Annotated in this window: 22 protein-coding genes; 13 read left to right on the top strand and 9 right to left on the bottom strand. The window is 39.3% G+C overall.

The window, feature by feature from the left end; all coding sequences use genetic code 11:
* Positions 1-5 precede the first annotated feature (5 nt).
* Positions 6-449 (bottom strand): ABA4-like family protein, encoded by a 444-nt coding sequence (locus tag HMJ38_RS16230; RefSeq protein WP_194975471.1) that lies wholly within the window; start codon positions 447-449, stop codon positions 6-8.
* Between the two features lie 55 nt (positions 450-504).
* Positions 505-1,707: an RsmB/NOP family class I SAM-dependent RNA methyltransferase gene (locus HMJ38_RS16225; protein ID WP_194975470.1), complete on the bottom strand. Its 1,203-nt coding sequence runs from the start codon at positions 1,705-1,707 to the stop codon at positions 505-507.
* A 116-nt stretch (positions 1,708-1,823) separates the two neighbouring features.
* Between HMJ38_RS16225 and prfA the strand changes: the two genes are divergently transcribed.
* The gene (gene prfA / locus HMJ38_RS16220) at positions 1,824-2,903 is read left to right on the top strand and encodes a peptide chain release factor 1 (RefSeq protein WP_194975469.1); all 1,080 of its coding nucleotides are present in this window, start codon (positions 1,824-1,826) and stop codon (positions 2,901-2,903) included.
* A 209-nt stretch (positions 2,904-3,112) separates the two neighbouring features.
* Here prfA and HMJ38_RS16215 read toward each other — a convergent pair whose 3' ends face one another.
* The gene (locus tag HMJ38_RS16215) at positions 3,113-3,340 is read right to left on the bottom strand and encodes a hypothetical protein (RefSeq protein WP_194975468.1); all 228 of its coding nucleotides are present in this window, start codon (positions 3,338-3,340) and stop codon (positions 3,113-3,115) included.
* A 165-nt stretch (positions 3,341-3,505) separates the two neighbouring features.
* The gene (locus HMJ38_RS16210) at positions 3,506-4,159 is read right to left on the bottom strand and encodes a Tll0287-like domain-containing protein (RefSeq protein ID WP_194975467.1); all 654 of its coding nucleotides are present in this window, start codon (positions 4,157-4,159) and stop codon (positions 3,506-3,508) included.
* Between the two features lie 181 nt (positions 4,160-4,340).
* Between HMJ38_RS16210 and HMJ38_RS16205 the strand changes: the two genes are divergently transcribed.
* From HMJ38_RS16205 to HMJ38_RS16180, 6 genes are all read left to right on the top strand, one after another.
* Positions 4,341-7,145 carry a YCF48-related protein gene (locus tag HMJ38_RS16205; protein WP_194975466.1) on the top strand — a complete coding sequence of 935 codons (2,805 nt, stop codon included), beginning with the start codon at positions 4,341-4,343 and terminating at the stop codon, positions 7,143-7,145.
* A 256-nt stretch (positions 7,146-7,401) separates the two neighbouring features.
* Positions 7,402-7,944, top strand: a complete 543-nt coding sequence (locus HMJ38_RS16200) for a GNAT family N-acetyltransferase (RefSeq protein ID WP_194975465.1) — start codon at positions 7,402-7,404, stop codon at positions 7,942-7,944.
* A 36-nt stretch (positions 7,945-7,980) separates the two neighbouring features.
* Positions 7,981-9,120 (top strand): BamA/TamA family outer membrane protein, encoded by a 1,140-nt coding sequence (locus HMJ38_RS16195; RefSeq protein ID WP_194975464.1) that lies wholly within the window; start codon positions 7,981-7,983, stop codon positions 9,118-9,120.
* 136 nt (positions 9,121-9,256) lie between these two features.
* Positions 9,257-10,501, top strand: a complete 1,245-nt coding sequence (locus HMJ38_RS16190; protein ID WP_194975463.1) for a carboxypeptidase-like regulatory domain-containing protein — start codon at positions 9,257-9,259, stop codon at positions 10,499-10,501.
* Positions 10,502-10,614: 113 nt separating this feature from the next.
* A complete protein-coding gene (locus HMJ38_RS16185) occupies positions 10,615-13,107 on the top strand; it encodes a TonB-dependent receptor plug domain-containing protein (protein ID WP_194975462.1) in 2,493 nt (830 codons plus the stop codon).
* 10 nt (positions 13,108-13,117) lie between these two features.
* Positions 13,118-14,386 carry a carboxypeptidase-like regulatory domain-containing protein gene (locus HMJ38_RS16180; RefSeq protein WP_194975461.1) on the top strand — a complete coding sequence of 423 codons (1,269 nt, stop codon included), beginning with the start codon at positions 13,118-13,120 and terminating at the stop codon, positions 14,384-14,386.
* Between the two features lie 519 nt (positions 14,387-14,905).
* On the opposite strand, the gene HMJ38_RS16175 is transcribed toward HMJ38_RS16180, so the two are convergent.
* Together HMJ38_RS16175 and HMJ38_RS16170 are read right to left on the bottom strand one after the other, a co-directional pair.
* A complete protein-coding gene (locus HMJ38_RS16175) occupies positions 14,906-17,233 on the bottom strand; it encodes a M1 family metallopeptidase (RefSeq protein ID WP_228780097.1) in 2,328 nt (775 codons plus the stop codon).
* A 256-nt stretch (positions 17,234-17,489) separates the two neighbouring features.
* The gene (locus HMJ38_RS16170) at positions 17,490-18,071 is read right to left on the bottom strand and encodes a HupE/UreJ family protein (protein WP_194975460.1); all 582 of its coding nucleotides are present in this window, start codon (positions 18,069-18,071) and stop codon (positions 17,490-17,492) included.
* Positions 18,072-18,160: 89 nt separating this feature from the next.
* Between HMJ38_RS16170 and HMJ38_RS16165 the strand changes: the two genes are divergently transcribed.
* Both HMJ38_RS16165 and HMJ38_RS16160 read left to right on the top strand, forming a co-directional pair.
* The gene (locus HMJ38_RS16165; protein WP_194975459.1) at positions 18,161-18,649 is read left to right on the top strand and encodes a DUF6702 family protein; all 489 of its coding nucleotides are present in this window, start codon (positions 18,161-18,163) and stop codon (positions 18,647-18,649) included.
* Entirely contained in the window at positions 18,646-18,897 is a 252-nt protein-coding gene (locus HMJ38_RS16160) for a hypothetical protein (RefSeq protein WP_194975458.1), read from the top strand. Before HMJ38_RS16165 ends, HMJ38_RS16160 begins: the two co-directional genes overlap by 4 nt.
* Positions 18,898-18,906: 9 nt before the next feature.
* Here HMJ38_RS16160 and HMJ38_RS16155 read toward each other — a convergent pair whose 3' ends face one another.
* Entirely contained in the window at positions 18,907-19,428 is a 522-nt protein-coding gene (locus tag HMJ38_RS16155) for a 3-hydroxyanthranilate 3,4-dioxygenase (protein ID WP_194975457.1), read from the bottom strand.
* Positions 19,429-19,564: 136 nt separating this feature from the next.
* On the opposite strand from HMJ38_RS16155, the gene HMJ38_RS16150 reads away from it, so the two are divergent.
* The 4 genes from HMJ38_RS16150 (at position 19,565) to HMJ38_RS16135 (ending at position 24,274) form a co-directional block, all read left to right on the top strand.
* A complete protein-coding gene (locus tag HMJ38_RS16150) occupies positions 19,565-20,560 on the top strand; it encodes a dipeptidase (protein ID WP_194975456.1) in 996 nt (331 codons plus the stop codon).
* Between the two features lie 81 nt (positions 20,561-20,641).
* Positions 20,642-21,757, top strand: a complete 1,116-nt coding sequence (locus HMJ38_RS16145; protein WP_194975455.1) for an ATP-binding protein — start codon at positions 20,642-20,644, stop codon at positions 21,755-21,757.
* Positions 21,758-21,797: 40 nt separating this feature from the next.
* Positions 21,798-22,943, top strand: a complete 1,146-nt coding sequence (locus tag HMJ38_RS16140; RefSeq protein ID WP_228780096.1) for a BamA/TamA family outer membrane protein — start codon at positions 21,798-21,800, stop codon at positions 22,941-22,943.
* Between the two features lie 197 nt (positions 22,944-23,140).
* Positions 23,141-24,274, top strand: a complete 1,134-nt coding sequence (locus HMJ38_RS16135) for a DUF4221 family protein (RefSeq protein WP_194975453.1) — start codon at positions 23,141-23,143, stop codon at positions 24,272-24,274.
* A 156-nt stretch (positions 24,275-24,430) separates the two neighbouring features.
* Here the strand turns inward: HMJ38_RS16135 and HMJ38_RS16130 are convergent, their stop codons facing one another.
* Complete coding sequence (locus tag HMJ38_RS16130; protein ID WP_194975452.1) at positions 24,431-24,571, bottom strand: hypothetical protein; 141 nt, start codon at positions 24,569-24,571, stop codon at positions 24,431-24,433.
* Between the two features lie 117 nt (positions 24,572-24,688).
* Positions 24,689-25,699, bottom strand: coding sequence for a dipeptide epimerase (locus HMJ38_RS16125; RefSeq protein ID WP_194975451.1), 1,011 nt, complete (start codon positions 25,697-25,699; stop codon positions 24,689-24,691).
* Positions 25,700-25,714 lie beyond the last annotated feature (15 nt).

Here is a 25,714-nt window from a genome sequence, read left to right as displayed (position 1 = left end):
GGTCATCACGGATGAAAGGGACTTTGATTAAGTTTTTTAAGTTTTACTCCCCGAATCAGGAAATAAGTCAATAAACCTACAGGGCCCAGCATAAAAGTGAGAATCAAACAAGGTAAAACAATCCACCTGTTGATGTCTTTTTCCCAGGCATCTTTGGTGATCCACATCCCCACAAAAAGATCAAAAACCAAGTAGTGGATCCATCCTGCCAACAAAGCTTCATCAGATCCAAATAAAGTCCTAACCTCAGCCAAGCTGCCAAATCCCCCTTCAGATTCTCCTCCAAGACCCATCACAATATAAAACAGATAAGTCAAGGCTAAGATGATAAATACCCCAGAAAATAAGGTTTGATATATCCATTTGCGGGGATAAAAAATGAACAGGGCAATCCAGGAAAAAAAGGCCAATGTGCTGGCCATTCCAAATACAGCTTCAAGAGTCGTCATGATTGGGTTGAATTTTAGTTTTTGATGAAATTAACAAAAATTCCCAAGCAGTCTTTTATTTTGATGAAGAATCTTTCCTTTTCAACTTAGCAATATAAAACCCATCAAATCCGCTTTCCTGGGCCAACACTTTTTGGTCTTCCAAAAGCTCAAACTCCTTTCCCTTTTCAGATGCCAGGAATTTTTCCACTTGATGTTGGTTTTCGGAGGGTAAGATACTACAGGTAGCATAGACCATAATTCCTCCTTTTTTGACCATGGAAGAATAATTTTGTAAGATTTCCTGTTGGATGGCCTGCACTTTTTCAATCGATTCGGGACTGAGCTTCCATTTGGTGTCCGGGTTTCTTTTTAATACTCCCAATCCGGAACAGGGAACATCCAAAAGCACACGGTCTGCAGATTCACTCAATCTTTTAATGGTTTTATTCCCTTCAATTACTCTGGGTTCAATGATACTGATACCATTCCGCCTTGCTCTTATCTTAGTGTTCTGAAGTTTCCATCCCTCCGTGTCCATCGACAATATCCGACCTTTGTTCTGCATCAGGGCCGCCAAATGAAGGGATTTTCCTCCGGATCCTGCGCAGGCATCTATTACCCGCATGCCAGGTTCTACATCCAATGCCGCAGCAACAAGTTGTGATGAAGCATCCTGAACTTCAAATAATCCCTCTTTAAAGGCGGCGTTTTTAAAGACATTCTGCCTTTTGGCCAAGACCAATGCATCTTTATATCCCTTTGGTGCATAGGACTCAATGTCTTCATCTGCCAAACGGTTCATCAATTGTTCCCTAGTGATTTTAAGGGTATTTACCCTCAGAACTACTTCTGCCTGCTGATTGAGGGTATTGATTTCTTCCTCCCATTTATTGCCTAATTGTTCGGCACCCATCTCATCCAACCAGTCCGGAATAGATTGGATGACTGCCCTGTTATTCAGCCTTTCATATCTTCGGTGAATGCCATCACCATCAAGACCTTTGAATTCTTTCCAATCAGGTAAAGTTCTTCCCTGTAGAAACCAATAGGTGCCAAAAAGCTGATAGGTGTCTTTGGATGGACTCAAAAAATTAATCAACCTCCACCATCTTACCATATCATAGACAGATTCCGCAATGAAGCCCCTGTCCCTTGCACCCCATTTTGGATTTGATTTGAGGGTTCTTTCTATTACTTTGTCCGCATATCGGTTATCATTGAAAATTTCGTCTATAGCCTGAACGACTGCATAGACTGTATTTGTGAAAAGCTTCATGTTTTTTTATTTGAGAGCACAAAGATAGGAAGATTCCCAAGAGCGGAGTGGTGAAAACCAAAATCCCTACTATGGATATTTTTGTTAATTTTGCCCTCTCATTAAAAATAGATTTTATGCTTGACAAATTACAAGCGCTGAAAGATAGATTCATCGAAGTTGGCCAGCTCATCATACAGCCTGATGCCATGTCGGATATGTCCAAATACACCAAGTTGACCAAAGAATACAAGGATCTTGAAAAAATAGTGATCCTGTATGACGACTATAAAAATGTACTGGACAATATCAGCAGTACCAAAGAAATTCTGGACAAGGAAAAAGACACTGATTTCAGGGATATGGCCAAAATCGAGTTGGATGAACTGAAGGATAGAATGGTGGAACTTGAGGAGGAGCTCAAACAGCAATTGATACCCAAAGACCCCAATGATTCCAAAGACTGTATCCTAGAAATCCGGGGCGGTACGGGTGGTGATGAGGCTGCAATTTTTGCAGGTGATCTTTTCAGAATGTATGAAAGGTTTTGCGAAAAACAGGGTTGGAAACTGACTGTTCTCGATTTGACTTTCGGTTCTTCAGGAGGCTACAAAGAAATTATCAGTACCATCACCGGTGCAGATGTGTACGGGATGATGAAGTTTGAATCAGGTGTACACCGCGTCCAAAGAGTTCCTGCCACTGAGACACAGGGAAGGGTGCATACTTCTGCTGCCACTGTAGCCGTGCTTCCCGAAATGGATGAAGTGGAAGTGAATATCAATATGAACGAAATCCGAAAGGATACCTATTGCTCTTCCGGCCCCGGTGGTCAATCTGTCAACACAACCTATTCAGCTGTTCGTTTGACACATATTCCCACTGGACTTGTGGTAACTTGTCAGGATGAAAAGTCTCAGATTAAAAACTTTGAAAAAGCCTTAAAAGTACTTCGATCAAGACTTTATGAAATCGAATTGAACAAACACAATGAAGCCGTAGGAGCCCAAAGAAGGTCCATGGTGGCAAGTGGTGACCGTTCGGACAAAATCAGAACATACAATTATTCCCAAAGCCGGGTAACAGACCACCGTATCAATAAGACTGTCTATAATCTTCCTGACATCATGGATGGTAATATTGAAGAATTTATTTCTGCCCTTAGATTTGCAGAGAATCTTGAGAAAATGAAAAATACGGGAATGGAGGAAGTCTGAAGAAAGGATGAAGGTAGAGGGTAGATTTTAGATTTGGGAAGGAGGAAGGATAAAGGACGGTTAAATGATGAAACTACAAAAGTGACAAAAGAATACAATAAGTTACTGAATATCAAGCTTTTGGTAATTTAGTCTTTTGTTCGCTTTTGTTTCTTTTGTGGTTCAAATAATATTCCCTACGTGATTATCCACAAATTTTCAAAGGAATCTTACATCCATCCATCAACCATCATATCCACCTCTTCCAAAAGTCCTTTCAATTGATTGTAAGATTTGACAGGGGATTTACCTTCCTCTTCATGGTCCGAGGACGTTGAAAAATCACATTTTATGCTGTCTTGGGCTTTCTTATTTTGTCTTTTTTTATTCTTTTTGAAATAAGACCTATCATCAAACCCTATATATTTTTCCTTGTTAAGGATATCGGGAGTGTTCATAGTTTCCAAATTACATAAAAATGATATCCCAGGTAATTTATGCTCATCGTGTTGTGTAGTCAAACTAAATCCAGATGATAAGGAAATCAACAAGAGGACTAAAATAAGTCCATAGGACTTTGACAATGATCGTTCAAAATACATAATAGGTTTGGGTTGGCGCAATTACATGTTTTTGACTACTTCTTTTTTGGGAAGTCGGATGCTCCACATACCTCTCAAATCTCCGATTTTATGACCTTTGGCCTTATCTTCGGGATATAGTTCGTCCAGGACTTTTTGGGTTTCAGGACTGATTTCAGTACCTGTCTGTCCATGGCAATTAAGACAAAGTGCATTGGGAATCATGATGGCCTTGGTAAACAACAAAACTTCCCCACCTTCAATTTTCTGGATATTTGGTTCATTCGCAATGTCGTTTTCACCATTGTAAACATAAGTATCCAAAATTCCTTCTTCATATTCCAAAGGCTTATCAGCAGGGTTTCTATATTGATTGGATACCCTTTTGATCTCCACATTGTATTTATCTGATACTTCTTTTAGGATCGGCAGCGCGTTTACATTGCAGAATTTGATGGCTTCAGGAACTCCTTCATTTGCGATGGCCTCCTGTAAGGCTGATATCAATTGCTTTTGAGCTTCATTACTGATTTCCTCTCCCCATACCATGGCTGCCTGAATGATGTCTGCCTCATTGAGTTTTTTGACTTCCATGCTTTTATTCACTTCCTCAAAAACATCCTTACTCACTCTTTCATTTGAATTACAGGAGATTAAAAGCAATGTTAACAAAACTAAATTAAATAAATTTTTCATTTTTTTTTTGCTTTCTACCCTACAAAAGTAGATGTAAATCACGAGTTTCTAAAGACATTATTGCTGTTTATATCCCAAATCTGCTAATTAAATAGTTTCAAATGTCTCTTGAGCATCTCCTAATGTTTCATTTATGGGATTTAGTCCTATTTTTGTATCAATAGAAGCATGAATTTACACGATGAAGCGCTTAGCACCCATTCTTATTTTTATTTTATTTCACAGTCTTGTTTATTCCCAAACTTGGAGAAGAGTGGGAGGCTGGGGCAATCAACTTTCAGGAATAACATGGGTCAGTGATGAGACTGGTTTTATTGCCGGAGATCAAGTCATTTTGAAAACCATTGATGGTGGACTCAGTTGGGTAGAGCAGGAAGCTCCTTCCAAAAATAAAATGTTAGGGGTTAGTTTTTTCAATGAAACCCTTGGCCTCATGGTTGGTGAAGAGGGAGTCGTGTACCGTACAACCAATGGAGGGCAAACGTGGCAATTTTCCAATGCCGGAACCCAAAGGACCTTGAAAAGTGTCAAATTTCTGAATGAAACAAGGGTGTATGCCGTAGGTGAAAACGGAGAAGTTTTCCGATCTACCAATGGAGGGCAAACTTGGGCAAGGCAATCAGTGGGCACTACTTCAGATCTCAATAGCCTGTTTTTTGTCAATCAGGATACAGGATATATTGCCTCCTCCGATGGTCAGGTCATCCTGACTTTTAACGGGGGAAACAATTGGAACATTCAAAACACAGGACAGACCAAAAATCTAGCCGATATCTATTTTACCACAGGTACGGAAGGATTTGCAGTCGGGCAACAGGGTACCATCATCAAAACCACGGATGCGGGCTTGAGTTGGACACTTTTGAACAGCGGAACAGAGAGAAACTTAAATGCCGTTTCATTCAATAAGTCAAATCCTAATCTGGGTGTTTTCCTTGGAGAAAATGCCACAATCTTAAGAACAGTCAATGCAGGTACCACCATTGATGGTATCAATATCAACAATACACAGAATTATAATTCCGTCAGTTTCAGAAGATCGGCCAATGTGGTATTTGCAGTAGGTGAAAACGGTTTGGTTATTTCCTCCAACAATTCCGGTTCAAGTTGGGCTGTAAGGCTTGCCGGAAGGGACAAGGATTACTCAAACACACAATTCAGAACCGCGACACTTGGCTATATCATCGGTGAGGAAGGGTTGGTCTTGTCCACCAACAATGGCGGAAACTCTTTAGCGGATCGTTCGAGGCCGCTTTCGGTGACTTTCAATGACTTGGCATTTACTACCAATGCTTTTGGTTATATCGGCGGAGATAATGGAATACTCCTTCGAACCACTAATTCCGGTGGCAATTGGACTTCGCTCACTCCGGGAACCGAAGGTGCAATCAATGGCATTTATTTTTTCAATAATGCTAATGGTTTCATTGTCGGCGCAAATGGATTTATGGCCAAAACTTTAGATTCCGGGGTTACTTGGTCTGAGTTATCTGTTGCCAATACGGCAGTCACCTTGGTTGATCTTGAATTTTTTGATGCTACTACTGGTATAGTCATTGGAAAAAACGGATTTGTTGCCCGAACTGATGATGGGGAAACCTGGCAGGTTGTAACCTCTCAGTCTTCTGAAGATCTTAATGGCATAAAAAAATTGGACGAACAAACTGCCATTGTCATTGGAGATGCCGGTACAATCCTAAAAACTTCCGACCAAGGAAAAACCTGGACTAAAATCAATGCAGGAATCACAAGAAAATTAAACGCACTGGACTTTCTGGATGAATCTGTCGGATTTGTAGCTGGGGAAAAAGGATGGATGATGTCTACTCGGGATGGTGGGGAAACTTGGGCAAGTATGCCAACAGCTACATTTCAGGATTTTACAGGAATCAGTTTTGGGGATCTGAGCAGTGGATTTGCAGTGGGCGAAAAAGGTACCTTATTCAATTATAGCTGTCAGGTACCGGAAGAAGCCACGGTGATTTTTGGGGAAGACAACATCTGTATTTCACAACAAATATATACTGTACAGAACAATGAAGGCCCTGATGCGGAATTTGAATGGAGGGTGGATGGAGGAACAATTCTTGAAGGTCAGGGAAGCAATAGAATAGTAGTAAGTTGGGATGTCCCAGGAAGAAATGCTGTTTTGGTACGAGGCAAAAACAATTGTGGAAACGGACGTACCAAAGGCCTCGAAGTCTTGGTTTCGACACAACCTCAGGCGATTATTGACATTGAAGGAGAAGGAGTCACTTGCCAAAATGAATTGATGGATTATCAAGTGACAGAAATTCCGGGTACGGTATTTATATGGGAACTGGAGGGCGGAGAAATCACAGCAGGTCAAGGTACTTCACAAGTAACTGTAATGTGGACTGGACTAGGTCAAAGACAATTGAAAATAACACCAAACAATCCCTGCGGTGTTGGTTCAACTTTCAGCAAAAGCATTCAGGTATTGACCCCACCAGAACAGCCTTCCGAAATCATTGGCCCTGAAATGGTCGGATTGACAGAAGAAGAATATGAGGTATCCAATGTGCCAAATGTCAATTTCCAATGGAGTACCAGTGGTAATGCAGGAAAAGTAATCAGTGGACAGGGAACCAATAAAGTAAAAGTTCAATGGGAAAAAGAAGGAGACTATACCCTTACAGTAACTCCTATGAACGGCTGTAATTCAGGAATATCCCAAAGTCTCGAAGTAAATGTAAATCTGATCACCAGCATTAATCCAGAGATTTCATTAGGGAAAACGTCTGTCTACCCCAACCCATCTCAAGGAGATGTCATTGTTTCTTTTAAAGGGATAAACCAAGTTAACTCCATATCGGTGACTGATATGTTGGGGATTGAAATCAGAAAGATTATACCTTATGGTGGAGAAGATCTTGTAGAATTCAAAGGACTTCCAAAAGGAATGTATGTTGTGTCTATAAGGAGTAGGGAAAAAGAGTATGTCAGTAGGCTTTTGGTGAGATAAGGGGTTTGGTTCAGTGGACAGTCGTAGTTTTGTTAACAATCTCAATAGGCAGTCTCAGTGGGTCTGTGAGGAAAAAAGAGTTTGGTGAAAAATATTAAAGTTTATTCCCTATTGGGAATTCAGGTTTTTTCTCAATTTCAACAATATCAAAACTTAGACTTCAATCAGAATGGCTTCATTTTTAAAATAAACCCAATATCTTTTTACTGAAACTGATAAAACTCCGTTATCTTAATGTTTAAATAATTGTTTGTTCATGAAATTACAGGGAAAAGAAAATATTTGTTTGGTAACTTGGCATGAAGGGCACTTTCACAGTCTTTATCCTATCGCCAATAATCTCAAAATTTCTAAAAATCTTAGAGACAGCTTTCCTTCTCCTTATACCATACATGATGCCCGTCATTGGATTGAACATAACCAAAAATTCAATCCTCCACAGAATTTTGCCATAGAATACGATGGAAAACTTGCCGGGTCGGTAGGCTGTGAAATTGGAAAAGACGAACTGAGAACCAATATGGAAATTGGTTTTTGGGTCGCAGAATCATTTTGGGGTAAGGGAATAGCCACAGAAGCTGTTCAGCTTTTTACCGAATATGCACTCGCCAAATTTCCCGATGTAAAAAGAATCTTTGCCCAAGTGTATGATTTTAATGTTCCTTGTATGAAGGTTTTAGAAAATTCCGGATATGAACCGGAAGCTATCCTAAAGCATGCCTACATTAAAGAAGGTCAAATCGGCGACCTATTTCAATATGTCATTGTCAGGGAAGAGGTGGAAAAATTTTTTGATTGATCTTTCAAATTAAACATTTATTACATTTGCCCCCTTATGAAATGGGCCCTACCAATATTTATCTTCTCCTTCTTTGCTTCCCAAATGGTAAGTGGCCAAGTCTCCAAAGATTCAGTTGGAAATTCAGCCCCTATCGAAAAATTATTTGATTTTGGTGATCTGGTAATAGATAAGATTTCAGGAGAAAATTGGGCATTCATCCCAGCTGTGGTGTATTCTCCCGAAACAAGCCTAGGGTTGGGGTTAAGGGCCATTAGAGTATTTAGATACAAGGAAAAGCAATCCTCAACGCTTCGTCCTTCTTCTCTTCCCATTACCTTTTTGTACACCCTGAACAATCAGACCATTTTCACCACAGAACTCGACATTTGGGCAAATGACAACAAAGAGTATCTCAATGCCAGGTTAGAGTTGTCTAATTTCCCTTTCAAGTTTTATGGAATTGGCAATGAACCTGTCATCTCAGAGGGAGAATTTTACACTACCCGGTTTGCTTATATTCATCTCAATTACCAAAGAAAAATTGCACCGGGACTTTACCTAGGACCTAGATATGAGTTCCGGGTAGATGATATTTTCAGAAGAGTTCCCGGAGGAGTCTTGGAAACGACGCAAGTCCCAGGATATGATGGTCAAAGGATTTCAGGCTTGGGATTTGTATTCAACCATGATACCCGTGACAATATATTTCAACCCACCAAAGGCTGGCTCAACAGCGTAGAATGGACAGGATACGCTTCTTTCCTTGGCAGCAATTTTAATTTTAGCCAGTATACCCTAGACTTCCGAAAGTATTTCAAAACCAATGAAAAACAGGTCTTGGCGCTGCAAAGTTGGTGGAGCTTCACCACAGGAACCCCTCCTTTTCAACATTTGTCACTGATTGGGGGAAGCGACAGAATGCGGGGTTTTTTTGAAGGCCGGTACAGGGATAACCATGCCATGGTGCATCAGGCAGAATATAGACTACGTTTATATAGAAATTTGGGTATGGTGGTTTTTGGCCATGCAGGACAGGTCGCAGCCCATGCATCTGATTTCAATTGGAACCGCTTCAAATATGGAGCAGGATTTGGATTCAGGTATAGACTCAATCAGGAAGGACTAAATATCAGGCTTGACTTTGCTTTCGGTGATCAAAGGGCATTTTACTTTGGATTGAATGAGGTGATATAGCTTATAATTCCTGCGGACCTACATTTTTTTTAAATAACTCTTCCAATAAACAGTAAGTCTATTTGGTGTTTTCAAAAACTATCGATTAATTGTTTCGTATTCGATATTGATAACCCAATATCTTTAATGGTTTAATATGAAAAATTTTATCATTTTTTTCTTCTTGATTTTTATATTGGCTTTCCCTGAATACGCTTTCTCACAATTTGAGATTAAAGGGAAAGTTCTGAATAGTGAAACCAATATGCCATTGGAATTTGCAACAGTATTTATCAACAACACTACTTTTGGGGATATTACAGACGCTGAAGGGAAATTTACGATTCAAATACCTGAAGGTAGGCATGAATTGGTCATTAGTTTTGTAGGATATCAAACTTTCAGATACAGTTTTAACACACTCAGTTTAGCTGAGAATTATACTTTCAAAATCTCTCCTGAAATCTTTGATCTGGAAGAGACGCAGGTGTCGGAAAAAAGGGATGAAGCATGGTACAAAAACCTTGAAATATTTACCCAAAGATTTTTGGGAACGAGTTTCAATGCTCAAAAATGTAAGATCATCAATCCTGAAGTATTGATCTTGGACAATGAAACTGATAAAAATGTATTATTGGCAAGGTCTAAGGAAGCCTTGGAAATAAGGAATCCCAATCTTGGCTATACCATCAAATTTATTCTGGAAGGTTTTGAATATAACTTTGAGAACAAGGTCATGAAATTTGCCGGAACTCCATTTTTTATAGAAGATAAGGTTGTCAAGCGCAAGCAAAAAAGGATTGATGAACAACGAAGCAGGGCATTTAATGGAAGCGTAAATCATTTTATGCGGTCTCTTTATCAGGATAGATTAAAAGAAGAAGGTTTTGAGATCTATGGCTTGACAATGGCACCTAATCCTGAAAAACCTGATATCGCCACAATCGAGTCAGCAAAGAATCTGATTGAGGAAACCAATACTCCAGTAGTTTGGGATAGTTTGGGCAGAGTTATAGCAAAAGAAAGTTTGCCTGATGAAATCGAGATGTTTTCAGAAAAACCTATGGAAAGAAACGAGGTGGTAGAGATTTCCAGAAATGACCTGTTGTTTCTAACTTACAATCAACCTATTTTCATCCTTTACCTCAACGAATTTGAAGAGCCAAACTATAGGGATGTAGTTGATAGCAAATCACTTAAGAGTGGTTATGGTAACAGATTTAAAATAGAAATAACTTCTGCAGACCAAAAACAGGTCAGCAAATTGAAAATGCAGGGGAAAGCAGTTCAGCTTTTCGAAAATGGCAGTTATTTCCATCAACTCGACATTTACGTTGAAGGCTATATGGCCTGGGAAAAAGTAGGTGACCTGATGCCCTTTGATTATGGAATGGAGAATTAGGTTCTAAACCTATTAAAAAAGCTTTTGAAAACGTATAGTACTTTGGACCAATATAAACATCCAAGTTAATTTATCCGTTTTTTCATTATATTGACAAACTAAAAAGTCCTTGCATGAAGCTCTTGACACGTCCGTTATTTATCCTACTTTGTTTTTTAATTCAATCCTCAGTTTTTGCACAGGACCAATTTCCCATCGTCAATCTGATAGACCAATACTCAGAAAAATACCCTTGGGAAAAGATATACCTCCACACCGATAAACCGCATTATTTCTTAAACGATACCATTTGGATCAAAGCTTATGGCCTGATTGAATCCAATAAGGAACTGCCGGAAGCTACACCTACGATGCCTTTGTATGTCGACCTTATCGATGGGAAATTGGACAGATTGGTCAATCAGATCATCATCAAAATGGAAGATGGAACCGGACAAGGGGATTTTGTTTTGCCCAGAGACTTGGTTCCCGGGGCATATACCATCAGGGCATATACCCAATGGATGCGTAATTTTGGAACAGATGCGTTTTTTCAAAAGGACATTTGGGTGGGTGACTTAGGTGATGGATGGGAATTCCGAAGCAGAGACCCGGAACTGAACCTGCAATTTTTCCCTGAAGGTGGTAATCTGATAAACGGAATTAAAAGCAAAGTCGGGTTCAAAGCTACCAATGTATATGGCAAAGGGACGGATATCATAGGATATGTTTTAGATGCCAAAAAAGACACCCTTTTGCGCTTTGAATCTGAATACTTGGGAATGGGTCAATTTATGTTTACACCTCAGAATAACCAAAACTATGAAGTGGTGGCTAAGTCTGTTGACAAAGATTGGACAAGGTTCAGGTTTTCTACTGTACAGTCACTCGGATATGTTCTTGAAATCAATCCATTTATCTCAGAAGACGAGATAGAGATAAAAATTAGCCATAATCTAGGAAAAGGGATAAGTGGTGAAAAATTACATTTATTAGGTCTTTCAAAAGGCAAGGTTGTATATCATGGGGAATTTGATGGGTCTCTGGGCAGCAACAGTATAGTCTTGGATAAAGATGATTTTATGCCGGGTTTGGTCACTTTTACTTTAATGGATGAAGAAACCACCCTATTGGCAGAACGATTGGTTTACATGTTACCATTTGCCAGGGGATCTGCTAATTTTTATACGGAGAATAACACATACAAACCCAAGGACTGGGTCAAGATGGAAATTGAAGTCATGGACGAGTTTGAGAGTCCTATTGAGGGTAATTTTTCCATTTCGGTCACGGATGCTTATCAGGTGATGAATTTGGAAAACAGCCAAAATATCTATTCTTACCTACAGCTGAGTTCCGAGGTCAAAGGGGAAATAGAAGAGCCGTATTATTATTTCAATCCTGAAAACAAAAATGCAGAAAAGTATCTGGACAATCTCCTCCTTACACAAGGGTGGAGGAGATTTTCTTGGGAGCATTTAGCCAGATTGAAGAAGGATCCTGAATATGCTTTTGAGCCGGGTCTTTCTATTGGTGGGAAGGTTTTTAGGGCAAATGACAAACCTATTCAGGAGCCTCACAACCTTACCTTGATGATTGACCACGGCTTTGGAACCCCATTTGTCCACGAAGGTGTAACAGATGAAGTTGGAAATTTTTCTTTTATAGGCCTGGATTATCAGGATTCTGTATCCATGTATCTTCAGGCATTTATAGAAAGAGATAGAAAATCCGCTCCTCCGAAAGAGGTGAAGAATAATGAGGTGGAATTTTGGGTTCCTGAAAAACCTATATCTGAAAAAAGCAAATACATCAGTTTCCCCAATGAAGACAAGTTTCTGGACTTCGATGAATACATGGTCACGGTCAAGGAGGCTAAGAATCTTATGGAGCAATTTGTCCTGAGTAGGGAAATCGAATTGGGAGAGGTAACGGTCAGGGGTAGAAGAAGCTCCCTTATCCCTGACAACAGGGCAATTCAGTACAATGACAACCCGGATTTGTCCCTCATTGTTACCGAAGATTTTTATTCTTTCCAGAATATTTTTCAATTATTACGAGGACGTTTTCCGGGTGTAAATGTGGCCGGTGATGTTTTCAGTGTCAATCCACCTCCGGCGGTCCTTGTCCGCGGAGGGGCTATTTCCGGAAGTGGTCTGACAGGGGCAACATTTTTTCTGGATGGGAATCCCGCTATGATTGGACTTATAGCTAACCTACCGGTACCAGAAATTGAGCGAATTGATGTTTTACGTAGTCTAAGTAAGGCCTCTGTTTATGGCGCTGATGGGGCGGGTGGTGTTATCAATGTGTTGACCAAATCAGGAAATCCAAACAGGGATTTCAGTGATGATCCGACAATGGGAAATGCCTCATTGGAAACCAAGGGCTATGCGCCTGTGAGGGAATTCTATACCCCTTCGGCAATTCCCGATTTCAATGCTCCAATTGCTATTGATTACCGATCCACCATATTTTGGGCACCAAATATCAATACTAATGAAAGAGGAAAGGCAGCCATAGAATTTCCGCTCTCGGAAGGAAGTCCGGAAGTACGAATAAATTTGGAAGGCCTGTCCAAGACCGGTGAACCAATACGCGCCACTTACCAATTTAAAGTCAACTAAAAGTTGTAAGATGAATATTCAAGGTATTTTTGAAAAACCCGCGATTAAATTTTTTATCATCTCATTCTTTTTTTCCCTGCATGTCAACGCCCAGTTTGTGGTCAAGGGCAAGGTGCTGAATGTGGAGAATTTGGAGCCCATACCGTTTGCGACAGTATTTATCAGTAATTCCAGCTTTGGAGATGTAACTGATACCAATGGTTTTTTTGAAATTCCCATACCTGCCGGCAATCATGAGTTGGTGATCAGCTTCATGGGCTTTGAACCGTTCAGCTATTCTATTTCTACCTTGGCCTTACATGAGTCTTATGAATTCAGGATAAGTCCTTCACCAATTGATCTGAATGAAAGAGAAGTCACTGCAGAACGAGACAAAGCATGGTATGATAATCTGGAAATCTTTAAGGAGTTTTTTTTAGGCAACAGTGTAAATGCTTCCAAATGCATTATTAAAAATTCGGAAGTATTGATATTGGATGATGAAACGTTCCCTAATGTCCTGCAAGCCAGATCCAAGGAGATATTGGAAATAGAAAACCCAAATCTTGGATATACCATCAAGTATGTCCTGACAGGATTTGAACTGGACAAGCAAAAAAATCAGGTTTCTTACTCAGGTTATCCGTTTTTTATTGAAGACCAATTGCCTAAAAGGAGGCAGCGTAAGGTCGAAGAAAACAGGAGGACAGCATACCTTGGCAGTGTGATGCATTTTATCAGAACCTTGTACCAGGGAAATAATATGGAGGAGGGCTATGAAATTTATACTTCAGAAAAAGTCCCCAATCCCAAGAAACCAAGTGAAGAGGAAGTCGAAAAACTCAGGAACCAGCTAGACGATACAAAAGATAAAATGAGAAGGTCATTTATTGAAAGTCTCATCAAAGACAAAAACCTTCCTGACTCAATTGATTCTCCAATTGGAACCCCTATCGACCCTACTATTCTAATCGGTTCTACAGCTACTGGGAAAAAATTCATCACCTATACTACCCCTGTCTATATCGTTTATACCAATCAAACAGATGATCCTGCATTTTTGCAGTACAGCCTTAGAAATGTCAGCAAAACCATTCGCTCCTTGGGAGTTGTTGATGAGCCTAACAGGGAATTTGTCTCTAATCTACCTCAATTAAGTTTGATGGACATGAGGGCAAAGGCGGTACAGATTTTTGAAAATGGCAGTTATTTCCACCCCTATGACCTGTTTTTTGAGGGTTATATGGCTTGGGAAAAGGTCGGGGATTTGTTGCCTTTTGATTATGGGAGAGAGGATTGATCTAAACTATTTGTAAAGTACAATTGTAAAATAGTACAACTATTTGCGAAGTACAGGACCAAAAACCTACTTGAATTGCTTTTTAAGTGTTTTCTCGATACCTGATAATGAAGCATCAAAAAATCTTTCGCCGCAGATTTAGTAAACCTTAAAAAAATAGGGCCATTCATTCCGAATCTGTGGAATCGAGGGTCTTCCGCATATTCAATTACCACATAGCAACATAGAGCACATAGTTATTAAACAATCACTTTCAGTTTCATAGAAAGGCACAAAAACTATTTGCTCTATAGGACTATGTGGTAAATCATGTATTCATGATCAAAATTTTCAACTCAAAACCTTCGAGGTCCTGGCGTCGCGGTAGGGAAGACCTCAAAGGTTGTGTTAGTAGACCTTTGAGGTTTTTTTAACCTTGAAGGTCTTAAGGCTATACATTTATAGCGTTTACGATTTGAGGGAAAACCTTCGGGGTCAAAAAAAGACCCCAAAGGTTTTAGACCCCAAAGGTTTAGGTTTTTACTTTCTTTTGGCCTTTCTCATAGGGTTATCGCCGGTAGATACTCCTCGGACACCACTCGCTCCTTTAAACAATTCAAACCTACTTGGTTCAAATTGTCTTGGCCAGTAGTTGTTGGATTCGTCTATGTCGGCAGTTTCTCGGAACGGATCAAGAACGATACTCTTCACTTCTTTCTTCTTCGCAAATACTTTGCTTACTTCCCATTCATTCAATCTCCAGATTTCTGCAGGGATTCTTTCCACTTCTGAAGTACCATCGGCGTAATTGAACTGAATGATCAAAGGCATCACCAAGCCTCCAATATTCCTGAATTTCATCTCATAGAAATTCAAACCGCTGTTGAGCAATTCCTTTTCCTTAGGACTCAATCTTGCCATAAAGTCTTTATAGGCTTTATCATCGTCCGGTGTCACTGCAAATGGATTATAGGTATAATAAAAATCTCTGGTAGCCGGATCTGCTTCTACAACTGTCACAGGAGTATCTTTCAAGTTGTAGGTTTTACTGACATAGGTTTCCTCAACTTCAAAAGCTTTCTTTTCATCCGCCTTTTTCTCGGCAGGAGTTCTATTATCCAATTTGTACCAGTTCACAGTCTCCAAAGAAATGTCAACAGGATCAGTTCCATAGAACCAACCTCTCCAAAACCAATCCAAATCAATACCGGAAGCATCCTCCATGGTTCTGAAGAAATCATCTGGGGTAGGATGTTTGAACATCCATCGCTGAGAATACTCCTTGTAAGCATAATCGAACAATTCTCGGCCCATAATGGTCTCTCTCAAAATATTCAGACCCGTAGCAGGTTTCGCATAGGCATTTGGACCGAATTGAATGATATTCTCAGAATTGGTCATGATAGGTTCCAACAAATGTTTTTCACTTCTCATATAAGGCACAATTTTGTGGGCAGCACCTCTTCTTGAAGGAAAATTCCTATCCCACTCCTGTTCGGCAAGGTATTGCATAAAGGTATTCAAACCTTCATCCATCCAAGACCACTGACGTTCGTCTGAGTTGACGATCATTGGGAAATAGTTATGTCCCACCTCGTGAATAATTACACCGATCATGCCGTTTTTAATCGCTTCTGAGTAAGTCCCATCTGAATCAGGTCTTCCATAATTGAAACAGATCATGGGGTATTCCATACCATTTGTAGCCTCCACTGAGATGGCTACTGGATATGGATAATCAAAGGTTCGAGCAGAATATGATTTAAGGGTATGGGCTACAACCCTGGTGGAATATTGCCCCCAAAGTGGATTGGCTTCTTTGGCATAGTAAGACATGGCCATGACCTCATTGCCACCCTGTTTCACTGCCATGGCATCCCAAATCAATTTTCGGGAAGAAGTCCAGGCAAAATCCCTCACATTCTCAGCATGGAATTCCCAGGTTTTCTTGTCTTTGGCTTTTTGTTTTTCCAATCTCTCAGCTTCCGCTTGGGTACGGATGACTACAGGATTATCAAAAGTATTTTTAGCTGTGTTCCAACGGTCCAATTCAGTAGAACTCAATACTTGTTCAGGATTTTGAAGTACTCCTGTAGAACCTACCATATGGTCAGCTGGAACCGTGATTTTGACTTTATAATCACCAAAGGTCAGGGCAAATTCCCCCCTTCCTACAAACTGCTTGTGCTGCCAGCCTTCAAAATCTGAATATACTGCCATTCTCGGAAACCACTCTGCCATGGTATAGAGGTAGTTTCCATCATTTTCAAAAAATTCATAACCCGGACGTCCACCAATAAAACTCATCCTGTCATGGATATTGAAAGTCCAATCCATGGTGAATTCGGTTTTTTCTCCGGCTTTTAATGGCTGGGGTAAATCTACCCTCATCATGGTTTGCACGATGGTAACAGGGATATCATTTCCTCCCATATCCTTCACAGAAAGTATTTTGTATCCCAGATCTAGATCATGCCATACAATGCTTTCGAGTTGCCTCATGGACATCCTTGGATTAATTTTACTTTCTGCAATCTTGGGGGTATTGGAATCCTTGGCCCGCTCATTTTGGTCAAGTTGTATCCAAAGGTATTTGAGGTCATCAGGGGAATTGTTGAAATAGGTAACTTTCTGCCATCCTTTGATGGACTGATTGTCATCATTCAGTTCAACTTCAATTTCATGATCTGCTTTTTGTTGCCAATACATATGCCCCGGTGCACCGGAAGCCGTACGGTAAACGTTGGGTGACCTCAACATGGGTCCTAGCTGCTCAAATCTTTCTGCATGATTCTGTTCTGACCATTGTGCCATGGCCGAAAATCCGCCTAGAAAAAGGAGCGTTAAAAGGATGGATAGTTTTTTCATATTTATTTTATTAACTCTAAATCAATTTGTTAATGCTATATTTTTGCTTGCTTTTTTGTTAACATACTTACTTGAAATGGACAGAAGACAGAAGACAGAAGACGGAAGATGGTCCTATTTCTACATTTGCCTTTCCATTGACTTGGATAAACCAATTCTTTGCAGCAAAGTGGAAATACAATTTTTCAATCCGCCACGGCGAACAAGTTTTTCTAATTTTCCAATCTTCAAATTTTTCAATCTTCAAATTCTTTGCTTACCAAAACTTCGTGTCAATCATCATCATCACTGCCATACCAAATACAATTGATGATATAATCAACGCCCAATCTTTTTTGTTCACGCCCACTATTCCAACTAAGATCCCTGCAACCACCATAAAGATGGCCACAATCACCAACTGACCTGCCTCCAATCCTAAATTGAATGCCAACAAAGGTTGAAATATCGAAGCTTCCTTTCCCAACAAGGACCTCAGATAATTGGAAAAACCCAAGCCATGGATCAATCCAAAGAAAAGTGCAAAGAAATAATTGACCTGAATTCCTCTACCTGAACTTGGCTTAGGGGAAAGGATATTGCTAAATGCTGTGATGGCTATCGTAACAGGAATAAGAAATTCCACCCAGTCCGAATTGATGCTGACTAATTTCAAAGTGGCCAAGGCCAGGGTGATGGAATGGCCTATGGTAAATGCAGTCACCAGAATGATGATTTTCTTCCAATCCCGTAATACATAAATGGCACATAGTGCGACTACGAATAATATATGATCGAATCCTTTCAGATCGAGAATATGTTGAATACCTAATTGAAAATACAGTTGAAACTGTCCCATGCGCGCTTTAAGAAATTATAACCTGAATAATTTTCAGGACTGCGAGTATAATGTATAATTTGCAAAGAAAATAAAATTAAGGAAGCCTTATGCAATTGAATTACATTTTCATGCTCTTTTTGGGATGGAAGGTGTTTTTTCACCCTTTCTATATCAGTTTGACCGAAATCAGATACAATCCAGAAAACCAAAGCTTGGAAATCGCCCAAAAAATCTTTTGGGACGACCTTGAGGTTGCGTTGGCTGATGCCTATAAAACCAAGGTTGATTTTTTGAATCCAATCAGTCAGGAAGCTTTAGAAGATATGGTTAAGTTCTATTTGTTGGAGAAAAATGAAATTATGGTCAATGGTCAAAAAATAAGCTTGGACTATCTTGGGTTTGAAATTGAAGAAGAAGCAGTTTGGTTTTATATGGAAGCCTTGAAAGTTCCTGTGCCTCAAATAGTCCAAATAAGAAATGAGGCCTTGATCGAACAATTTGAAGGACAACAGAATATTGTCAACTTTTACAAAGAGCAGAAACCCAAAAGCCTGATTTTGTACAAGGGAAAAGAAATAGGTACATTGAATTTTTGATAAATTGTCACCAATTTAGAGATACAATTAAAGAAAAAATCATACAACCTAAAGACAAGAAGCAGTTGGAGGCTTTGGAAGCAATGTTTAATGCTTTTGGAATTGAATTTCGTTTAAAAGAAACCCAAGACTTCTGGGATCAAATTCCAGAGGAGATAAAAAATATTGTAGAAAGCTCCCAACAACAAATAAAGAATGGTGATTATTTCAGTCTTGAGGAAGTAAAAAAACACTTTGATAGCAAATGAATTATGAAGTCATTTTTTCTCCAAATGCATTGAGTACCCACATTTCTTACATTTGGTATGTTCCGGATTGCTCCAAAATCTTTCCATTATCGGTGGCAATTGATTGACTATATCAGTGACTTCGGCATACTCTTCATAAAGTTTGTTCCCACAGTTTTCGCAGTGCCAAATGAAACCATCTTTCTCGCCAGGTATGCGATACCGTTCCATGACCAGACCAATGGTATTGGCAGGTCTTCTAGGAGAATGTGGAGTTCGGGCAGGTAAGAGAAACATATCGCCCTCTCCTATGGTAATGTCCCTAACTTCACCCTCGTCTACAATTTTCAGCGTGATTTCCCCTTCCACCTGATAAAAAAATTCCTCTCCTTCATTGTAATGGAAATCCTTGCGGGAATTGGGCCCTCCTACTACCATCACAATAAAATCATCATTCCCTTTGTACATCACCTGATTGCCGATGGGCGGTTTTAGCAAGTGACGGTTTTCTTCAATCCATTTATGAAAATTGATAGGTTTAGCAATTGGCATCTTATCTGTTTTTAAAGGTTTTGTTAAGATATGGTCACTTGTTCCTAAATCAAAATCAATTCAGGAAGATTTGGTTCTAAAAGTATTAAATAACTGTTGTTTTTTGGTTTCTTTGATACACCAATTCCCAAATATTATGAACCTTCCTATCATTGACACCCATTGCGATGTCTTATCCTATCTGGCCAAAATTCCAAATGCGGCACCTGATAAGTCCGATGACATTGCCTGTTCCATCCCTTTACTGGAAAAAGGAAATGTTAAATTACAGGTTTGTGCCATCTACACTGATGTTTCGGCTGGAAGTATGGAAATTGCGACAAAACAGGCCTTCAAGTATCGCGAGATGTTGATGACTTATGGAGATAAAGTTTGCCAAGCTGATGAACCATTTTTATCAAATTTGGAAAATGAATCTAAAATAGGATTGGTCACAGCCATAGAAAATGCTGCAGGGCTCGCCAATGAAAAAATAGACGTTTCCAAAGCCTTTGAGCAATTGGAAAGTTTGATCAAGCTTACGGGAAGGATGGCTTATATCAGTTTGACCCACCATACTGAAAACAGATTTGGGGGAGGAAATTATACAGAAGGCATTGGATTGAAAGATGACGGGAAAAGGCTTTTGGACTACATTTCCGGTAAAAAAATCGCCATCGATCTCTCCCATACTTCGGATATGTTGGCTGAAGGTATATTGAATCATATTGATATAAGCAAACTTGATATTCCGGTTATCGCAAGTCATTCCAACTTCCGAAAGATATGGAATCACAAGAGAAACCTGACTGATGAATTTGCCAAAGAGGTGATCCATAGAAAAGGTCTGATCGGTATCAATTTTCTTCGTGCCTTTTTGGATGATAAAAATCCTGGAAGGCTGTTTGAACATATTCTGTATGGATTCGAAATCGGTGCGGAAGATCAAATGTGCTTCGGAGCGGATTATTTCTATACCAAGGACTTTGCTGATAAAAGCCGTCATCCTTTCTATTTCCCTGTAGCAGAAAATGCTTCAAAATACCCTTCAATTTTGGAGAAACTCTCTCAAAGTCTTTCAACAGATCAACTTGAAAAGTTGGCCTTTAAAAACTGTCAGCGGTTCTTTTCCCAATTATGGAAAGGCCAATAAATACCCTATTCACCAAATTTCATTAAATACAGTGAATATGTTCACTGAATTTCATTAAATTTGGTGAATAGCTTAAATTTTATGATATCAAGAACACTAGAAGACATTATTAAAGAGCGGATCAACAAAGGGAAAGCCATCATTGTGGTTGGTCCAAGACAAGTTGGTAAGACTACCCTAGTGCAACATATTCTGAAAGAAAATGAATATTTAAGTCTAGATGGAGATATTGCAACAGTTAGAGAATTGTTGAGTGAACCAAATTTAGAAGACTTAAAGACACTCCTGAAAAACTATCAATATGTTTTTATTGACGAAGCCCAAAGAATTCAAAACATAGGCATTACGCTTAAAATAATTGTTGATAATTTCAAGGATATTCAACTAGTGGTTACAGGGTCGTCTGCATTTGAACTGAATTCTACTATAAATGAGCCATTGACCGGTAGAAAATGGGAATACAAAATGTATCCGATATCGTGGGCTGAATTAGAAAACAGTCAGGGGTTTCTATCCTCTGTCCAACAACTTGAGATAAGATTGATCTATGGTTTTTATCCTGATGTTTTGAATCATCCTGGAAATGAAATGGAAGTCTTGAATGAGCTTGCGGGATCTTATTTATACAAAGACATTTTAGCATTCGGTGGAATACGCAAACCGGAAGTGCTTGAAAAATTGTTAAGGGCCTTGGCTTTTCAGGTAGGCAGTGAAGTAAGCTATAATGAATTGTCCCAGCTTGTTGGTATAGATAAAAATACTGTAACCAATTATATTCAGTTGCTTGAACAGAGTTATGTTGTATTTTCATTGCATAGTTTCAGCAGAAACCTTCGCAACGAAATCAAAACCAATAGAAAAATTTATTTTTATGATAATGGAATTAGAAACGCTATTATTCAGAACTTTAATCCTTTGGAATTGAGACAGGATATTGGGGCTTTATGGGAAAATTTCCTGATTTCAGAAAGATTAAAATTCAACAATTATAGCAAGCGGTATGTGAAAGGATATTTCTGGAGAACTTTCCAGCAACAAGAAATCGATTATCTGGAAGATGCCAATGGGAAAATAAATGCTTTTGAGTTCAAGTGGAATCCAAAGGCTAAAACGAAAATTCCAGAAAAATTTGTTGAATCCTACAAGGCAACTTTTAAAATTATAAACAAAGACAATTTCAGGGATTTTCTTTTATAATTTTCTTTCCTACATTTTGCAAACCTTCTTATAATTCTTCATGTATATTGCCTGTATGTCCAAAAAGTATTTTTCTCTTTTATTGATGCTAACTCTTTGTAGCTTTCAGGCTTTTTCCCAAGGCTTTGTCAAAAGATATATCAATGGAATTCTCAATGATACATCTGATATCAGCAAGCCCCAATTTTTGGTTTATCCAACCTTGGCCTATGCCCCGGAAACAAGTTGGGAGATCGGACTTTCTTCTTTATTGGTCTATTATGCAAAAAGAGACACTTCTAACCGTTTGAGTGAAATCAATGGTTTTACCTTTTTTACCCTTGAAAACCAATATGGACTTTGGTTTGACCATGCCATCTATTCAGATCAGAACAAATGGTTTTTTCTGGGAAGGATAAGGTTGCAGAGTTTTCCGCTGAAATACCATGGCATAGGAATGGATACCCCTGAAGATTACCTCGCTCTTGTAGATGCCAATCAGATCATGATCAAAGAAAGGGTATTGCGGGAAGTAAAAAGAAACCTGTATTTTGGATTGGAAGCGGACTTTCAGCGTATTTCAAGGGTTGATTTCCAACCTTCCCCCGAAGCTCCTGAATTTGATCTTCCCTTAGGCTATACTGGATCTACCAACTTTGGCATTGGCTTAGGATTGGTATATGATGACAGGCATAATGTGCTGAATGTAAGGAAAGGAAGGTTTTCAGAACTGGCATTTTTAAGGTATTTCCCTGCTTTTAGTGATTTTGGTTTTAATACCATCATTTCCGATACCAGAATATTCACCCCTGTAGGCAAAAACAATGTATTGGCCTGGCAACTCTTAGGGCAGTTCAATTCCGGTGATGTACCATTCAACCAATTGGCGCTAATGGGTGGAGACAGTATGATGCGGGGGTATTATTTGGGTCGGTTCAGGGACAATAATCAATTGGCCACCCAGATAGAATTTAGGATGTTACCACTGCCTTTAGGTTTTACAAACAGGATTGGCGCAGCTGCTTTTGCCGGTACAGGAACAGTCTTTCCCGATTTTTCCAAGTCTGCGATCCACAAGGTTGTTTGGTCGGCTGGTGGGGGATTGCGGTTTTTACTTTTTCCCAAAAAAGATATTTACACACGATTTGATGTGGCTTTTACGCAGGAAGGAACAGGGTATTATTTATTTATCGGAGAAGCATTTTAAGACTGATAGATTCGAGAGATTGAACGCTGATGACGCGGATTGAGCAGATAGTCGCAGGTCTAATCAGCGAAAATCATAAAAATCCGCGTCATCAGCGTTCTATAATGACTTTTTAGTTTTATATTAACCGAATGATTTAATCAACAGATTTTAAACATCGCTTTTTAAGAAAACTCAAATATTCGATTTTACTGGTTATGAAAAAATGGCTTTTAGGACTCACTGGCATCATAGTGATTGCTTGTGGGGATAAAGAGACGAAGGAAAGCAGCAATCCTTATGCAGATTTCAATATCAGCATTGACACGGTAATGGTGGATTCAGGAAATGAAATCCTGATGGCCGCCACCAACAACTATGGACATGCAATCAGCCGTGATTTGAAAAGGCTTTACAATTGGGATCCTAATTCTTCTCAAATCGAAACTGTTGACTTGGATGAATTTGGGCTTTTAGAAAAAACAGCTTTTGAAAAAGAGGGGCCAAATGGAGTTGGTGAGAATGCTTATGTATTAAGGACTTTTGGAAAAGATCAATTGGCATTTATAGGCTGGGATGATAGAATTGCCATCACCGACTTAAAGGGTGAAGTCATTCAAAGAATCAAATTGAATGAACCTTGGATGACAGAAGGTTTCGATGAAAAAGGACAGCTTTCTTTTATGGATTTTTCCGATGATGGGAAGAAAATTTACTGTGGTTTTTTAAACTTTAAAAAATTGGATTCTGATATCCTGGAACTGGACCTAGAAAATCAACAAAGGAACATACTCTCCTTGTCCGAATTTGCCAAGCGGGATAAATATAGGATTTCATGGGTCTCTGAGAATGGACAGAGCAGATCAATGACACATCCTAGTCTTGAACTCATCAAATGGCAAGATCAGATACTCTTCTTCACCAATGCTGTCAACAGCATTTATCATTACAATCCACAGCAAGATACCTTGGTCATCCATCAATATGACCAAATACTTACCCCAAATGAAAAAACTGGTACTTACAAAAACGATGTGTCTTCACAAGAAGAAATGTGGGAAATAGGCCGCCAAATAGGGCAAGAGGTGAATTTCACAAAGTTGGTTTGGGACGATCAGAACAAGGTATTCTATCGTTTTACTTATTTTACCTTGCCTAAGGTCGCAGAAGAGGAGACAAAATACAGAAGCTTTATCAGCATCTTAAGTCCGGATTTTGAGCTGGTCGGAGAAAAAGAAATTACTGACTTAGGGATAAAAATGCCAAATGCACAATTCGTGAAAGATGGCAAAATCTATCTTTTTCTCAACTTGGATGATGAGTTGGCTTATATAAGGCTACAGTTAAACTAAAGAGTGATCCGGATAAATGATATTAATGGATACCTGCCCTCCGGGAGGCGGGTTAGATATTGGTTGATATTAATAGCTAATCCCGAGTTTTAAGATATAGTTAAATCGATAAATGATGATTAGGCAATTTCTATTCTTTATTTTCTGTGTATTCGTCTACTCTTGTTCGGAGAAAGAAAATACTTCAACCAACCAAATGGGTATTCTGACTTTTTTAGATAAAGCTACATTCCCTGATCTTTTGAGTTTTTCGATGTCAGCTAAAGCCTGATCAGTGAATTCAATCACATAGCTCATAGACCCAATAGTTTATCAAAGTCTTTAGGATCGATTTTTGTCGTTTTACCGCTTTTATGTTGCTCTATCCCCTTTAAAATATGGGCCTTTACATTAGGATCCATTAAATATTGATCTTTAAATCAACTCCGCCCCAATCCCATTACCATCCAGAAAAGTCACCCCATCCGGCGTGATAATGACCCCTTTGGCAATGTCCTTAGCCAAGAGCATCGCACCATCCATATCCACATAATCCAATAAAGGTGCTATATGGGCAATAGCAGATATGCCTATGGAAGATTCGGTCATACAGCCAACCATGGTTTTCATTCCCAGTGATTTGGCTTCTTGAATCATTCTTAATGCCGGAGTGATTCCGCCTGCTTTGACCAATTTGATATTGATGCCATGGAACAATCCATGACATTTTTTGACGTCCTTTTCTAGAATACAGCTTTCATCAGCGATAAGGGGAAGTCTACTGTGTTTGAATACCTCCTTCATGCCTTCCAAGTCATCTTTAGGCAACGGTTGTTCCATAAACTCCACATTGAGTTTGGCCAATTCTTCTGAGTATCCAATGGCTTGGTCAACAGTCCAGGCACAATTCGCATCAATTCTAAAAACCGCATCCGTATGCTTTCTCAATTCACGGATGATTTCCATGTCATGGTCAGTCCCAAGCTTGATTTTGTATAGTGGCCAATCAACTTCTTTCATTTTGGCAACCATATTTTCTATACTATCTATGCCTATGGTGTAATTGGTAACCGGAATGGCTTTGGGATCAAGATTGAGGTACTCATAGAGTTTTTTACCCTGCATTTTTGTATACAAATCCCAAGCAGCCATGTCTAATGCACATTGGGCAAAGGGGTTTTTCGTAAAAATATATTTGCTGATTTCCCAAAGCTCCTGAGGCTTTTCCCAATAACCCAATTCTACAAACTCCCTGCTTTCCTCCAATTTTTTGGATATATTATCCGCAGTCATTCCATAAAATGGGTTGGTAGTCGTCTCACCTAGGCCAACATACTTCCCTTCTTCCAACTTTACAATCACGGTATCTTGAACATCTCTGCTGTGGTGAGCTATAGTAAAAGTATGTTTGAGGGGCAAGTCTTTGACAAAGAATGATAGCTTCATAGTTAAATTTCAATT

Source organism: Aquiflexum lacus (assembly GCF_015476655.1).
Lineage (GTDB): Bacteria > Bacteroidota > Bacteroidia > Cytophagales > Cyclobacteriaceae > Aquiflexum > Aquiflexum lacus.
The sequence above is the reverse complement of the archived record's forward strand: the minus strand, read 5'-3'. Positions and strand labels throughout refer to the sequence as shown.

Coding starts and splice junctions, on each gene's coding strand:
- HMJ38_RS16170 (WP_194975460.1), bottom strand. CDS start 18,071: ATGGGACAGTTTCAACTGTATTTTCAATTAGGTATTCAACATATTCTC.
- HMJ38_RS16140 (WP_228780096.1), top strand. CDS start 21,798: ATGTATATTGCCTGTATGTCCAAAAAGTATTTTTCTCTTTTATTGATG.
- HMJ38_RS16180 (WP_194975461.1), top strand. CDS start 13,118: ATGAATATTCAAGGTATTTTTGAAAAACCCGCGATTAAATTTTTTATC.
- HMJ38_RS16225 (WP_194975470.1), bottom strand. CDS start 1,707: ATGAAGCTTTTCACAAATACAGTCTATGCAGTCGTTCAGGCTATAGAC.
- HMJ38_RS16190 (WP_194975463.1), top strand. CDS start 9,257: ATGAAAAATTTTATCATTTTTTTCTTCTTGATTTTTATATTGGCTTTC.
- HMJ38_RS16200 (WP_194975465.1), top strand. CDS start 7,402: ATGAAATTACAGGGAAAAGAAAATATTTGTTTGGTAACTTGGCATGAA.
- HMJ38_RS16210 (WP_194975467.1), bottom strand. CDS start 4,159: ATGAAAAATTTATTTAATTTAGTTTTGTTAACATTGCTTTTAATCTCC.
- prfA (WP_194975469.1), top strand. CDS start 1,824: ATGCTTGACAAATTACAAGCGCTGAAAGATAGATTCATCGAAGTTGGC.
- HMJ38_RS16135 (WP_194975453.1), top strand. CDS start 23,141: ATGAAAAAATGGCTTTTAGGACTCACTGGCATCATAGTGATTGCTTGT.
- HMJ38_RS16175 (WP_228780097.1), bottom strand. CDS start 17,233: ATGAAAAAACTATCCATCCTTTTAACGCTCCTTTTTCTAGGCGGATTT.
- HMJ38_RS16230 (WP_194975471.1), bottom strand. CDS start 449: ATGACGACTCTTGAAGCTGTATTTGGAATGGCCAGCACATTGGCCTTT.
- HMJ38_RS16145 (WP_194975455.1), top strand. CDS start 20,642: ATGATATCAAGAACACTAGAAGACATTATTAAAGAGCGGATCAACAAA.
- HMJ38_RS16125 (WP_194975451.1), bottom strand. CDS start 25,699: ATGAAGCTATCATTCTTTGTCAAAGACTTGCCCCTCAAACATACTTTT.
- HMJ38_RS16185 (WP_194975462.1), top strand. CDS start 10,615: ATGAAGCTCTTGACACGTCCGTTATTTATCCTACTTTGTTTTTTAATT.
- HMJ38_RS16150 (WP_194975456.1), top strand. CDS start 19,565: ATGAACCTTCCTATCATTGACACCCATTGCGATGTCTTATCCTATCTG.
- HMJ38_RS16165 (WP_194975459.1), top strand. CDS start 18,161: ATGCAATTGAATTACATTTTCATGCTCTTTTTGGGATGGAAGGTGTTT.
- HMJ38_RS16195 (WP_194975464.1), top strand. CDS start 7,981: ATGAAATGGGCCCTACCAATATTTATCTTCTCCTTCTTTGCTTCCCAA.
- HMJ38_RS16130 (WP_194975452.1), bottom strand. CDS start 24,571: ATGAGCTATGTGATTGAATTCACTGATCAGGCTTTAGCTGACATCGAA.
- HMJ38_RS16215 (WP_194975468.1), bottom strand. CDS start 3,340: ATGAACACTCCCGATATCCTTAACAAGGAAAAATATATAGGGTTTGAT.
- HMJ38_RS16205 (WP_194975466.1), top strand. CDS start 4,341: ATGAAGCGCTTAGCACCCATTCTTATTTTTATTTTATTTCACAGTCTT.
- HMJ38_RS16155 (WP_194975457.1), bottom strand. CDS start 19,428: ATGCCAATTGCTAAACCTATCAATTTTCATAAATGGATTGAAGAAAAC.